The following is a 12,503-nucleotide window of genomic DNA, read 5'->3' on the forward strand; positions in this document are numbered from 1 at the left end:
AGCAGGCGATGTTCTCGGCACTGCTGGAGGACGCGGAAGACCTGTACGAGAACGCGCCGTGCGGTTACCTCTCCACCCTGCTGGACGGCAGGATCGCGAAGATCAACACAACGCTGCTGGACTGGCTCGGCTACGAACGCGGCGACCTGGTGGGCCGCAAGACGTTCTCCGACCTGCTCACGGTCGGCGGCCGCCTCTACCACGAGACCCACTTCGCCCCGCTGCTGCGCATGCAGGGCGAGATCAGCGGCATCGCCCTGGAACTCAAGGCCGCCGACGGCAGCCGACTGCCGGTCCTGGTGACCTCCATCGTCAAGACGGGCAGCGACGGGCAGCCGCTGCTGATCCGCACCACCGTCTTCGACGCCCGCGACCGCCGCTCCTACGAAACCGAGCTCCTGCGCGCCCGCCAGGAATCGGAGCGGGAACGTGAACGCCTCAAACGCCTGAACGCCACGCTCCAGAAGACGCTGCTGCCACCAGCCCTGGCCAACGTGCCCGGCCTGGACGTCGCCGCGCATTACCACATCGCTTCCACCGACGAGGTCGGTGGCGACTTCTACGACCTGTTCCCCCTCGCCGCCGGCACCTGGGGATTCTTCCTGGGCGACGTGTGCGGCAAAGGCGCGGCCGCCGCGGCCGTCACCTCTCTGGCTCGCTACACGCTGCGCGCAGCCGCCGTCTACGACCCGGACCCGGCCGCCGTCCTCGCCAACCTCAACACGGTGCTGAACCACGAGTACAACGGCGACGAACCGCGGTTCTGCACCGTCATCTTCGGCCTGCTCGCCCCCGACGGCGACGAGGGCTGCTTCCGCGTCACCCTGGCCAGCGGGGGCCACCCCCCAGCCCTCCTGTTGCGCGCCGACGGCACCGCCGACTACCTGCCCACCCCCGAAGGCCAGCTCATCGGCGTCCTGCCTGATGCCTACATCGCCACCACCACCGTCCGCCTCGACCACGGCGACACCCTGCTGCTGCACACCGACGGTCTCACCGAAGCCCACACCGCCAGCACCGGCGGCCGCTACGGCGATGAAGCCCTCCTGGAGTTCGCCCAGGCGCTGGCTCCCACCACCGCGGTCGACGCCGTGGCCGCGATCCGGGACCTGCTCGACACCTTCGGCACCGGGGTGGACGACGACACCGCCGTCCTGGCCCTCAACGTGCCCCGAACCACCGGTGAAGAGCAGACGTGACCCCGCACTGACCGTCCACCCCGCACCACCCCCGCCGACCCGGTCATCGAACCGGGAGCGGACCTGGGCCACCACACCGCGCCGTCAGGCACGCGCCCTGCGGCCCGGCCTCGCCCTGCGTCCGGGCCGGCAGCTCGTCATCGACCTCGCCCGGCTCACCTTCTGCGACACCAGCGGCATCACCGTCCCGATCGCCGCCCGCAACCACGCCCTCGGCGCCGTCCAGGTGCAGCGAGTGGCCGCCACGCTCGGGCAGGCAGACGATGAGAGCGCTGCTCCCGCGCCGTGCCGCTAAGGAGGCCGGACATGCGTTGGTGGTCGTCGCTGATCACGACCGGCCGGGACGGGCTGCGCATCCAACGGGCATTCGCCGCCCCGTCGGCGATCGCACGGGCCGTGCTGGCAGTGCTGCTCGCCACGGTCCTCGGCCTGCTGCTGGACGACCCGGTGGCCGGGTCCATGGCCAGCGTCGGTGCGTTCATCTGCGGCATCAGTACGCTGCTGAGCCCGCTGCGGCACCGTGTGGTGAACGCGCTCGGGACGGCCGTGGCCTTCAGCGCAATGGCGGTGCTGGGGGCCCTGGTGCACGGCACCACCTGGCTGTTCCTGCTGCTGCTCGCGGTCGCGGCGTTCGCCGCCGGGTTGTGGCGGACGACGGGCGTCGCGCCCGGCATCCGGGGCTGCCTCGCGGTCGTCGGGCTGATGATCACGGCTGATCTCGCTCCCGACGTGCATGGCGGCCTGGTGATGGCCGGATGGATCGCGGTCGGGACCGGACTCGTCGTGGTGGTGCAGCTGCTCCCGCCCTACGGTCCGCGGTTCGCCGCGCAGCGCCGTGCCCTCGCGGCCCTGTACCAGTCGCTCGCCGAGGCCTCGGTCACGGCCGGGTCCACCGCCCTGGGCCGGTCCGCCCCGTTCACGGCTGCCCGGCAGGCCCTGGACCTGCTGCCGCAGTTCAGCCGGCCGGCGGCGGCTGCCATGTTCGGACTGCTGGGAGAGGCCGAGCGCATCGGCCGCGCGCTGCACAGCGTACGAGTGACGGTATCCGCGGCGGCAGCCCGTGGGTACCAGGAGGCCCTGATCGACGCCGCGCAAGTGCTGGGCCACGTCTCCCGTACGGTGGCCTCCGGCCGCGAGCACCGCATCCCCGGGGAGGTCTGGACCTTCCTGGAGTCGTGGGCGGCAGCCTCGCCCGTGCGCGGCCCGCACGACCTGGCCGCGCGGCTGCGGCTGGCCGAGCAACTGGCCCGGCGCTCGACCGAGGACCGCGTCGGCGATGTACTGGAACCCCACACCGAGGTGCCGGGCCTGTACGCGGGCACCCCCTCCGTGGCACGCACCGCCCGGCGGATCCGGGCACAACTGCATCCCCAGTCGCCGATCTTCCGCCATGCGGTGCGGCTCGCGGTGGGTGTGGTGCTCGCCGAAGTCGTCGGCCGGTCCATCGGCGGATGGGGCGGGCTGGGCATCTCCGCGCACGGCTTCTGGGTGGCCCTGACCACCATGCTGGTGCTCTTCCCCGGGTACGGGCACACCATCGCCCGCGGCTGGGGACGGGCGGCGGGGGCCGTGCTGGGCGGCCTCCTCGCCTGGGTGCTGTCCCTGCCGCACTGGTCGCCCGCCGGCCTCGCGGTCGCGTCGGTGGTGCTGGCCGCGGCGTCGTTCGCGACCCTGCGGACCGGGCAGCTGATGCTCAACCTGTGGCTGACCACCTGGATCGTCTTCCTGATCCACCACGTCGGCGGGCTGCCCGGGCCCGCGGCGTGGGCGCGCGCCGCCGACACGGTGGTGGGCGCCGCGCTCGCCGTACTCATCTTCCTGGTCTGGCCGACCTGGTCCACCCGGCGGCTGCCGGGCCTGCTCGCGGAGTGGCTGCGGGTGCAGGACCGGCTGCTGCCCGAGCTGCTGACCGGCTACGCCGACGTCGGGGCGATCGACCGGGCGGCCGTCGACACGCTGCGGGCACGGTCGCGGCAGGTCAGGGAGCACCTGGAGGCCGCCGTGGAGCAGTCGCACGCCGAGCCGGCCGAACACCGTGGTCCATGGTCGAGCGCGCAGCTGGAGCAGATCAGGACCCAGGTGTCCACGGTCGCCGGATGCGCCACCCTGCTCGGCGAACACCTGCCGCGTACCCCTCAGGACACCGTGCCGGAGCTGACCGAACTGGCCGATCCGCTGCACGAACACCTCGCCGCCCTGGCCCGCGCCGCCGCCGGAGCCGAGGCCGTGGCCCCGGGAGCACTGCGGTCGGTGTTCGACTCCTTCACGGCCCGTTCCGGCCTGCCGGCCGAGACGTCCGACGGCTCCGGCAGCGCCACGACCAGCCGCGCCGTCGCCCTGAGCACCGCAACCGTCGACGCCGTCGAGGCCCTCACCGCCACCATCGCCTCCCGCCACCGCCCCCGTCGCCACGCGGCAGCCTGACATCCGCAGGTTCGCCTCCGCCTCGACCGTGGGGTCTCCCTGCCGAAACGGCACACCGACACCGACACCGACAGCGACACCGACCCGACCCGACCCGACCACCGTGCTGCACGTGCCGTCCACCGGCCTGGTGGACACCGGCGACGTCAGCCGCTCCCCTCCCGTGGGGCGGGGCCGGTGCCCGACCGACCCTCACTGCAAGCTCCGCAAGGAGCAGGAATTCCCCATTGCCAGTCGCAGCAACACCGGCACGCCCTTGATCGTCCTGCAGCCCTGCCGTGGCACCCTCGACTGCTGGTATCCGCACACACCAAGTCCGACGCACTCCTGTCGATGCCGTCGGCAGCCCCGAGCCGGAAGGTCGATCGATCATGGGCACACACTTCGACGTCGTCGTCCTGGGCGCCGGCCCGGGCGGGTACACGGCAGCTGTCCGATCGGCCCAGCTGGGACTGCGCACGACAGTCGTCGAGGAGCGCTACTGGGGCGGGGTGTGCCTCAACGTGGGCTGCATTCCCTCCAAGGCGCTGCTGCGCAACGCCGAGCTGGCGCACATCGTCACACAGGAGGCAAAAACCTTCGGCATCGAGGTCGAGGGACAGGTGCGCTTCAACTACGCCGAGGCGTTCCGACGCAGCCGACGGGTCGCCGACGGCCGGGTCAAGGGCGTCCACTACCTGATGAAGAAGAACAAGATCACGCAGTTCGACGGGCGTGGTCACTTCACCGACGACCACACCCTGCGGGTGACGCGTGCCGACGGCGACACCGAGACGGTGAGCTTCGACCACTGCATCATCGCCACGGGAGCCGCCACGAAGCTGCTGCCCGGCACCCGGCTGAGCGAGCGGGTGGTGACTTACGAGGAGCAGATCCTCGCCGAGGAGCTCCCGGGCAGCATCATCATCGCCGGCGCGGGCGCGATCGGCGTCGAGTTCGCGTATGTGCTGCACAACTACGGCGTCCGGGTGACCATCGTGGAGTTCCTGGACCGGCCGGCGCCACTGGAGGACGAGGAGATCTCCGCGGAGCTGGCCCGTCGCTACCGGCGGCTCGGCATCGACGTGCTCACCTCGACCCGGGTGGAGGCGATCTCCGACGAGGGCGGCAGCAAGGTCAGGGTGACCGTCTCCCGGGACGGGCAGCAGCAGGTCCTGGAGGCCGACAAGGTGCTGCAGGCCATCGGCTTCCAGCCCAATGTGACCGGCTACGGCCTGGAGAACACCGGGGTACGGCTCACCGACCGCGGCGCCGTCGACGTCGACGGCCGTTTGCGCACCAGCGTCCCCCACATCTTCGCGATCGGCGACGTCACGGCCAAGCTGATGCTGGCCCACGCCGCCGAGTCGATGGGCATCGTGGCGGCGGAGACCATCGCCGGAGCGGAGACGATGGAGCTCGACTACGTGATGATCCCGCGTGCCACCTTCTGCCAGCCGCAGATCGCCAGCTTCGGGTGGACGGAGGCGCAGGCACGTGAGCGCGGCTTCGACGTGAAGGTGGTGAAGTTCCCGTTCACCGCCAACGGCAAGGCTCAGGGCCTCGCCGACCCGGCCGGCTTCGTGAAGATCATCAGCGACGGAACCCACGGCGAACTGCTGGGTGCACACCTCATCGGCGCGGAAGTGACCGAGTTGTTGCCGGAGCTGACGCTCGCTCAGCAGTGGGACCTGACCGTCCACGAGGTGGCACGGAACATCCACGCCCACCCCACGCTCAGCGAGGCGGTCAAGGAGGCCGTCCACGGACTGGCCGGCCACATGATCAACATGTGACGGCCACGCCGGTCGCCCGCGGCCGGCGGACCGCCGAGTCCGATGTGCCAACCTGCTCGCTCGACGCTTCGTCCGCGCGGGATGCTCGGGATGCCGGCGTCGTAGAACCGGCGCCCGCGCAGCATCACGGGGTCACCGCCAGCAGGGGCAGGGCGGCGCTGGCCCGCAGCGCCAGGCGCAACTCCCCCGCGTCGCCGATGAAGGGCCGCAGGTCGGTGGACTCCCCGGTGGCGGCGTCGGTGGCCGGCGGGTGGTACTCGATATCGCCGGCCAGGATCGAGGCGAAGTCCATCGGCGCAAAGTCCTGGTCACCGTAGCGGTAGAGCACCTCGTAGAAGGCGTGCAGATCTACGAGCGGCCGCCCGCGCAGAGGGTTCGAGCGCCGGATCGCCGTTCTGGCGTAGCGGGGATCCGCCCAGAAGCGCAGCGACTGCGGGCTGCTGCGCAGCAGCCACGCTCCGGACGCGGCGCCGGCGGAGGCGCCGTAGACGGCGTCGAAGCCGTTGGTCAGGCCGAGTTCGTGCAGCGCCAGGGCCATCCCGCCGGCGATGATGCCGCATCCCGCCGCCCTCGATGGCCAGTGCGACGCGGTGCCCGTCGGTGCGTGCGCCGGGCCGGCTGTCGGCCTGTGCGCGCTCCGTGAGCACGCGCCAGACCGGATGCGGCTCCTCGGGCTCTGTCTCCGCAGCAGGTGTGGCGGTCATCGTCATCGTGGTCACGGCTCCGGAGGACTGCTCGGGGGCGGGATCTGCGCGCAGGAGCGGGCACGGCGCGGCGTGGGCCGCCCCCGGTGTTGCTCGGCTGCTACTGACCTTGCGGGCGATGGCGGCCTTGGCAGACACGCTTGCCGTGCTCACCGCCCTGCGCGGGCAGTGGTTTTCGAGGCCCCGACTCGGGCTCTGAGTGATCAGTGCGCAAGCTGCGGGTAGAGCGCGCCGAGGTCGCCGGACAGGCCGGCCTTGACCTGGCGGGTCACCTCGTCGGCCAGCACCTCATAGGCGTCGGTTTCGACGCCGTCCAGGGCCAGCGCGGCGACGCTTGCAGGGGAGGACTTGGGGGCGTCGATGCGCGCGGCCAGGTCGGTGTCGACGTAGCCGACGTGCAGTCCGGTGACGTTGATGCCGCGGGGCTTGAGGTCCAGGCGCAGCGAGTTGGTCTGGGACCAGAACGCGGCCTTGGACGCGCTGTAGGAGCCGCCGAGGGCGATCCAGGACACAACCGAGTGCACGTTGAGCAGGTGACCGCCGCCGTTGGCCTCGATGATCGGGACAAAGGCCCTGGTGGTGTGCAGCGGTCCGTAGAAGTTGGTCTCGAACTCACGGCGCACGTCCTCGATCGGCGACGTCAAGTAGGAGGCGGCGACGGCCGCGCCCGCGTTGTTGATCAGGATCGTGACGTCCGGCGCGGCCGCCGCGGCGGCGGCCACCGAGACCGGGTCGGTCACCTCAAGGGCCAGCGCGACGGCGTCGGGGTGGGTGACGGTCCTCGGGTCGCGGGCGGTGGCGTACACCTTCTTGGCGCCCCGCGCATACAGGTCTTCGACCAGTGCCTTGCCGATGCCCCTGCTGCCCCCGGTGACCAGGACGGTTGAGCCTGCGATTGCGGTCATGGGCCTACTCCTCGAACGTTGGAAACCGATCGGTTTCCAATCACCGTAAACCGATCGGTTTCCACAGGCAAGTCGACGACGTACCCTGGCTGGCATGAACGTGAGTCCCCCCGCCCCGACCGCCGCCGCCGCCACGACGACAGCGCCGCCCGCGGCGGCTGCCGCACCTCGCGAGCGGCTGCTGGAGGCCGCAGCGTTGCTCTTCTACCGGGAGGGCGTCCATGTGGGAGTCGAGGCCCTGTGCCGGGCGGCGGGGGTGTCCAAGCGGTCGATGTATCAGCTGTTCACCAGCAAGGACGAGGTCCTGGCCGCGAGCCTGGAACGCGCGGCGCTGACCTACGGGGAGGCTCTGATCCCGCGCGAGGACGACCGCCCACCGCGCGCCCGCATCCTGCACATCTTCGAGCAGTTGGAGTCGCTGTCGCACTCACCGGCCTACCGGGGCTGCCCGCTGGTGGCCACCGCAGTCGAACTCAAGGACCCCGAGCACCCGGCCAGCAAGGTGGCGCGACGCTTCAAGGACATGCTCACCGACCACTTCCACCAGGAGGCCCGGCGAGCCGGCGTCCCGGACCCGGAACAGCTCGCGCGCCAGCTCACGGTCGTCTTCGACGGATCCAGCGTCCGGGCCGTCGTGCAGGCTCAGCCTCTGCACGGCCTGGCGGTCACCACCGCGACCACACTGCTGGAAGCGGCCGGCCTCCGACAAGAGGCCTGATCGTGGCCCCCACCCGTCAATGAGGGCTATGCGGCTTGCTGTTGCCGGTAGGGCGGGGTGACATCGCGCCGAATGGATGGTGCCGCCTTACGGCGGCCGCGTCGTCGGGCGGCCGCATCGTCAGGCGGCTGCGCGGCCGGGCGGGGTGGGTGCCTTCGCTGCTGGTTCCCGAGGCATGGCCGCTGGTACCGGCCCCGGACTTCCCTACGCGTCGCGAAGTCACTGCACAGTGATCGAACCCGCGCGAGAATGCTGCTCCGGCGCCACCGAGCAGGCGGCAGGCAGGCCCGGCCTGCCGGGCCTGTCAGGCCATGGGCCGGGCCGAGGCGCCGGGACGCGTGCAGGCCTGCCCCGGGGCAAGCGGTCCGTGTCCGGCAGCGCAGAGGACCACAGCCTCCGCGGGCTCGCCGCACTCGCGGTGCAGGACCTCCAGGGGAGGGCCCTCCGGGTCTGCCGTGTACTGGTCGCCCCACTGCTTGAGAGCGATCATCGCCGGCCACAGGTCCCAGCCCTTGCGGGTGAGCCGGTACTCGTGTCGGGTGCGGCTGCCGGGCTCGCGGTAAGGGGCGGTTTCCAGGACTCCGGCCCCGACCAGCTTGCGCAGCCGGTCGGCCAGGACCGCATCGGACAGCCCCATGTGTCGACGGAAGTCGTCGAAGCGCCGGACGCCGTTCATGGCGTCGCGCAGGATCAGCAGCGACCACTTCTCGCCGATCAGGTCGAGGGTCCGCTGGATCGTGCAGTTCTCGGTGGTCGTCTCCAGCCATGTCATGAAGCCATCCTAGGCTGGCTTCATTGTTGACAGCTAGACTCGACACTAGCTAGCTTCGATGGATGAAGCCAGCAGTCAGAGGGAGCCGTCATGAGTAGGTCACGCACGTTCAGCTGGGATGACCCGAGCGTTTCGGCTGCCGCTGTCGGGCAGGAGAGCGGTCTCGATTTCCTCAACGAACTCCTGGCCGGGCGCCTCCCCGCTCCGCCGCTCGCTGCGACCTTGGGCTTCACGCTCGAGGAGGTCGAGTACGGCCGGGCGGTGTTCGTCCTGGCCCCGGGTGAGGAGCATTACAACCCCATCGGCAGCATGCACGGAGGCGTCTACGCCACCCTGCTCGACTCGGCAGCGGGATGCGCGGTGCAGTCGACCCTCCCGGCAGGGATGGGCTACACCTCGATCGACCTGAACGTGAAGTTCCTGCGCCCGAGCACCGTCGACACCGGCAAGGTCCGTGCCGTCGGTACCGTCCTCAACAGCGGCCGCCGCCTGGCTCTTGCCCAGGCCGAGCTCTTCGACTCCGCCGACCGGCTGCTGGCGCATGCCACCAGCAGCTGCCTGCTCTTCCCCGTACCCCCGCAGTAAGCCCTGGAGGCAGCGCGCAGGGCGAGAACACTCGGCGGATCTCCCTGGCCGGGCCGGCGAGGGTCTCGCATCCTTGGCCGGGTGGAACCTCGTAGATGCATGGCTGGGGCGCGGTGACGTCGGCGAGTTCTCCAGACGTCACACAATCCGGTTTCGTCCAACGGCTTCGGTGGATTGCGTTTACGGAGCCACTTACGGGTGAGGTGGCAGTTATCCATCGAGTTTGTGGAAGAGGGATGTGAGTGTCGTGGCCAAGGATGAGAAGGCCAAGGCCAAGGTGGAACAGGCCAAGGGCAAGGCCAAGGAGACCACCGGCCGCGCCGTAGGCAACGAGGGTCTGGCGGCCAAGGGCCGCGCCGAAAAGGCGAAAGGTGACATTCGTCAGGCCAAGGAGAAGACGAAGGACGCCTTCAAGGACTGATATGCCTGGGGGATCCGGTGCGGCCGATGGTTTGCGGGATCTACGGGCGTGGCTGTCCGGTGATGCGGCACGGCTCCGTCGCGAGCCGAGCACGGCTGGGCCACTGGCCCCTCGTTGTTGTCGTCAGCACGCCGGCGTCGTGGATACCTGGATCACGGACTGGCCCGGGGCGAGGAAAATGTTCAGGCGGGACGCGCGGCGCACCCTGGGAGAGAAGGCTGCTCGGAGAGGTCGGGGTCCGGGCCGGGCGGTCCTGAGTGCCGGATGAGGACCTGCGGCCGCGCAGACGTCGCGCGCCGCCGGTCGCGCACGTCACCGTGACGCGGAGCAGGTGACCGAACCAATTGTGGACAACTGTGGCGGTGTGACCGCGTGTTCACGAACCTGTCCCGCCGAGGCTCGTAAACTCTTCTGTTTTCCGCCGGGAATGCCGGCACCACAGCCCGCCCCCTGGGGGCCGGTGAAGTCCGAGGCTGAAAAGCAGCTCGGAGGTTTGCCCCGTAGAAAGGCGGGGAGCTGTGATGAAAGAGGGGCCGCCCGCAGGGGCGTCCCGTCATCGGAGGGCGTCATGATCATCCTCGGAGTCATTCTGCTCGTCATCGGCCTCTTGGCCGGCATCGGTATTCTCTGGACCATCGGGATCATCCTGGTCGCGATCGGGGTTCTGCTGTGGATTCTGGGAGCGGTAGGACACGCGGTCGGCGGACGACGGCACTACTGGTAGCGCCGCGCGGCACTTCCATCAGGGCAGTCGGCCGAGCACGTCGGCGATGCCCTCCTCGGCACAGCAGCGAACGTCAGCTCGGCTCGGTACTGCCGGTGTGCTGTGAACCGACCCACTGAGCCACGTCCCCCAGCTGGCAGAAAGCTCCGGTCACGATGACACCCCATGCTCCCGTTCGTCCCCCGCCCTCGAATGCATCCGGCAGTGACTTCGCCAGACTGGCGAAGGAGATCGCCGACGCCGGGCTGATGCGCCGCCTCCCCGGCTACTACACGGCCCGCATCACAACGGTAGGCGTGCTCTACGCCGGCGGCTGGACCGCTTTCGTACTCGTCGGCTCCAGCTGGTGGTCACTGGCCATCGCCGCCTTCCTCGCCCTCGTCTTCGGCCAGGTAGCCCTCCTCGCCCACGACGTGGCCCACAGGCAGGTGTTCCGGCTTCGCAAGGCCAGCGAACGGTTCGGCCGGATCGCCGGGAACGCGGGCATCGGGATGGGCTACGGCTGGTGGCAGGACAAACACACCCGCCACCACGCCAACCCCAACCACGAAACCCTCGACCCCGACCTGATCCCCGACCTGCTGGTCTGGTCGCAGCGCCAAGCCCGCGCCGCCAAGGGACTTCCCCGGCTCATCGGACGCTCCCAGGCCTTTCTCTTCTTCCCTCTCCTCACGCTGGAGGGCTTCAACCTGCATGTGATGGGTGTGAAGGCCCTGGCCAACCGCTCACTCAAACACCGCGTCCAGGAAGGCATCCTGCTCTTTGCCCACTTCGGGCTCTTTCTCACTGCGTTGTTCCTGGTGCTGCCGCCGGGTATGGCGATCGCCTTCCTCGCCGTTCACCAGGGCCTGTTCGGTCTCTACCTCGGCTCCATCTTCGCCCCCAACCACAAGGGCATGCCGATTCTGACCGGCAAGGACCGCCCCGACTTCCTACGCCGCCAGGTCCTCACCTCACGCAACGTGCGCGGCGGCCGACTCACCGACATGGCCCTCGGTGGTCTCAACCACCAGATCGAGCACCACCTGTTTCCCAGCATGCCCACCCCTCGGCTACGCGCAGCCCGCCCCATCGTCCGCCGCTACTGCAAGGAACTGGGCATCCCCTACACCGAGACCGGTCTCATCGCGTCCTACCGACAAGCCCTCACAAGCCTGCACCGGGCAGGTATCCCCATCCGCGACGCACGCCACCGCTCGGCCAGGGTTCCATCCGCGTCCTGAGCTCCCTCTCCAACCAGCGGAGACTGGATCGCGCCCCGGATGGGTCATGAGGCGTCGCACACCGGGATCACTCCTCCGCGTCTTCCTCGGCGGCCTCGTCCTCCCATTCGCCTTCCTCGACGTCCCCTTCTTCCTCGTCCTCAGCATCGCCGTCTTCGTCCTCCGCGGCTTCGTACTCGCCGTCGCTCTCCGACTCCTCAGCCTGTGCTGCTTCTTCCTCTTCCATCGCTTCGTCGTGTGAGGTGACGACTTCGCCGTCTCGGATCTCGCCACGCCAGCCCTCCGGCTCTTCCTCGGTGAGAGTGACGTACCGCTGGAAGTGCTTGAAGTCCAGCCGAACACGGCGGCCCTGGGCCCGCCACAGATTTCCGGTCTTCTCGAAGAACCCGGACGGGTAGTACTCCACGACCAGGACGATCCGGGTCAGTGTCGGTGCCAGTTCGTGGAAACTCACGGCACCGTTGGTCGACCCTTTGGCGCCTTCGGAGGTCCAGACGATCCGGTCGTCCGGGATCTGTTCCTGAACAGTCGCTTTGAAGCTGCGAGAAGAGGGTCCGACCTTGACCTTCCAGTCACTGGTCATCTCGTCGCTCATCGAGACGTTGTGAACACCCTTGGTAAAGCTGCTGAACTCCTCGTACTGCGTCCAGTAGTCGTAGGCCGTGCGAAGGGGCACGCCGACATCGAGGACCTCGATGATGTTCATGCTTTTGTTACTGCTGGACTTGCCCTTGCCGCCGCCGAACGCCTCCTTGGCCTTGTTCACGACACTGTCCTTGAGGCCTTTGACCTTCTCGGACAAGAACGCCTTCACGGGGGATTCGCCCCCGAGGATGCGAGAGCCGATCTTGAGCAACGACCCGCCGTTGTCGGCGACATCCGTGAGCTGACCGGTGATGTCCGTGAGCTTGTCGCCGGCTTTCTCCGCAAGCCGTTCCACCTGTGAACCGACGAAACCCGACAGCGCCTCACCCAGTCCGCCCGTCCCCGACTCCTGCCTCTCCGGCTGCTTCGTCTCCTTCCCGGCCATGGCGGGCTACCTCCGGCGATCGG

At 69.5% G+C, this 12,503-nt stretch carries 13 protein-coding genes; 9 read left to right on the forward strand and 4 right to left on the reverse strand.

Annotation, left to right across the window (positions count from 1 at the left end; translation table 11 throughout):
* Positions 1-8 precede the first annotated feature (8 nt).
* The 4 genes from ACFU5O_RS14945 (at position 9) to lpdA (ending at position 5,398) form a co-directional block, all read left to right on the forward strand.
* Positions 9-1,199, forward strand: coding sequence for a SpoIIE family protein phosphatase (locus tag ACFU5O_RS14945; protein ID WP_384240441.1), 1,191 nt, complete (start codon positions 9-11; stop codon positions 1,197-1,199).
* Positions 1,183-1,494: a hypothetical protein gene (locus tag ACFU5O_RS14950; RefSeq protein ID WP_384240182.1), complete on the forward strand. Its 312-nt coding sequence runs from the start codon at positions 1,183-1,185 to the stop codon at positions 1,492-1,494. Before ACFU5O_RS14945 ends, ACFU5O_RS14950 begins: the two co-directional genes overlap by 17 nt.
* A gap of 11 nt (positions 1,495-1,505) precedes the next feature.
* On the forward strand, positions 1,506-3,623 hold the full coding sequence (locus ACFU5O_RS14955; protein WP_384240184.1) for an FUSC family protein: 2,118 nt from the start codon (positions 1,506-1,508) through the stop codon (positions 3,621-3,623).
* A 371-nt stretch (positions 3,624-3,994) separates the two neighbouring features.
* Positions 3,995-5,398, forward strand: a complete 1,404-nt coding sequence (gene lpdA, locus ACFU5O_RS14960) for a dihydrolipoyl dehydrogenase (RefSeq protein WP_384240185.1) — start codon at positions 3,995-3,997, stop codon at positions 5,396-5,398.
* Between the two features lie 124 nt (positions 5,399-5,522).
* Here the strand turns inward: lpdA and ACFU5O_RS14965 are convergent, their stop codons facing one another.
* Together ACFU5O_RS14965 and ACFU5O_RS14970 are read right to left on the reverse strand one after the other, a co-directional pair.
* Positions 5,523-6,089 (reverse strand): patatin-like phospholipase family protein, encoded by a 567-nt coding sequence (locus tag ACFU5O_RS14965; protein ID WP_384240443.1) that lies wholly within the window; start codon positions 6,087-6,089, stop codon positions 5,523-5,525.
* A gap of 216 nt (positions 6,090-6,305) precedes the next feature.
* On the reverse strand, positions 6,306-7,007 hold the full coding sequence (locus ACFU5O_RS14970; RefSeq protein WP_384240187.1) for an SDR family oxidoreductase: 702 nt from the start codon (positions 7,005-7,007) through the stop codon (positions 6,306-6,308).
* 94 nt (positions 7,008-7,101) lie between these two features.
* Between ACFU5O_RS14970 and ACFU5O_RS14975 the strand changes: the two genes are divergently transcribed.
* Positions 7,102-7,725 (forward strand): TetR/AcrR family transcriptional regulator, encoded by a 624-nt coding sequence (locus ACFU5O_RS14975; protein ID WP_384240189.1) that lies wholly within the window; start codon positions 7,102-7,104, stop codon positions 7,723-7,725.
* Between the two features lie 304 nt (positions 7,726-8,029).
* Here the strand turns inward: ACFU5O_RS14975 and ACFU5O_RS14980 are convergent, their stop codons facing one another.
* Entirely contained in the window at positions 8,030-8,497 is a 468-nt protein-coding gene (locus ACFU5O_RS14980; protein WP_384240191.1) for a winged helix-turn-helix transcriptional regulator, read from the reverse strand.
* A 90-nt stretch (positions 8,498-8,587) separates the two neighbouring features.
* Between ACFU5O_RS14980 and ACFU5O_RS14985 the strand changes: the two genes are divergently transcribed.
* The 4 genes from ACFU5O_RS14985 to ACFU5O_RS15000 all read left to right on the forward strand — a co-directional run bounded on the left by ACFU5O_RS14985 (position 8,588) and on the right by ACFU5O_RS15000 (position 11,450).
* A complete protein-coding gene (locus ACFU5O_RS14985; protein WP_384240193.1) occupies positions 8,588-9,082 on the forward strand; it encodes a PaaI family thioesterase in 495 nt (164 codons plus the stop codon).
* A 247-nt stretch (positions 9,083-9,329) separates the two neighbouring features.
* Positions 9,330-9,503: a CsbD family protein gene (locus ACFU5O_RS14990; protein ID WP_384240195.1), complete on the forward strand. Its 174-nt coding sequence runs from the start codon at positions 9,330-9,332 to the stop codon at positions 9,501-9,503.
* 568 nt (positions 9,504-10,071) lie between these two features.
* Entirely contained in the window at positions 10,072-10,227 is a 156-nt protein-coding gene (locus ACFU5O_RS14995; RefSeq protein ID WP_307663665.1) for a DUF6131 family protein, read from the forward strand.
* Between the two features lie 155 nt (positions 10,228-10,382).
* Complete coding sequence (locus ACFU5O_RS15000) at positions 10,383-11,450, forward strand: fatty acid desaturase family protein (protein WP_384240197.1); 1,068 nt, start codon at positions 10,383-10,385, stop codon at positions 11,448-11,450.
* A 67-nt stretch (positions 11,451-11,517) separates the two neighbouring features.
* Here ACFU5O_RS15000 and ACFU5O_RS15005 read toward each other — a convergent pair whose 3' ends face one another.
* A complete protein-coding gene (locus ACFU5O_RS15005) occupies positions 11,518-12,480 on the reverse strand; it encodes an SRPBCC family protein (RefSeq protein WP_384240199.1) in 963 nt (320 codons plus the stop codon).
* Positions 12,481-12,503: the final 23 nt, after the last annotated feature.

The sequence above is a fragment of the Streptomyces sp. NPDC057445 genome, assembly GCF_042802855.1.
GTDB lineage: Bacteria > Actinomycetota > Actinomycetes > Streptomycetales > Streptomycetaceae > Streptomyces.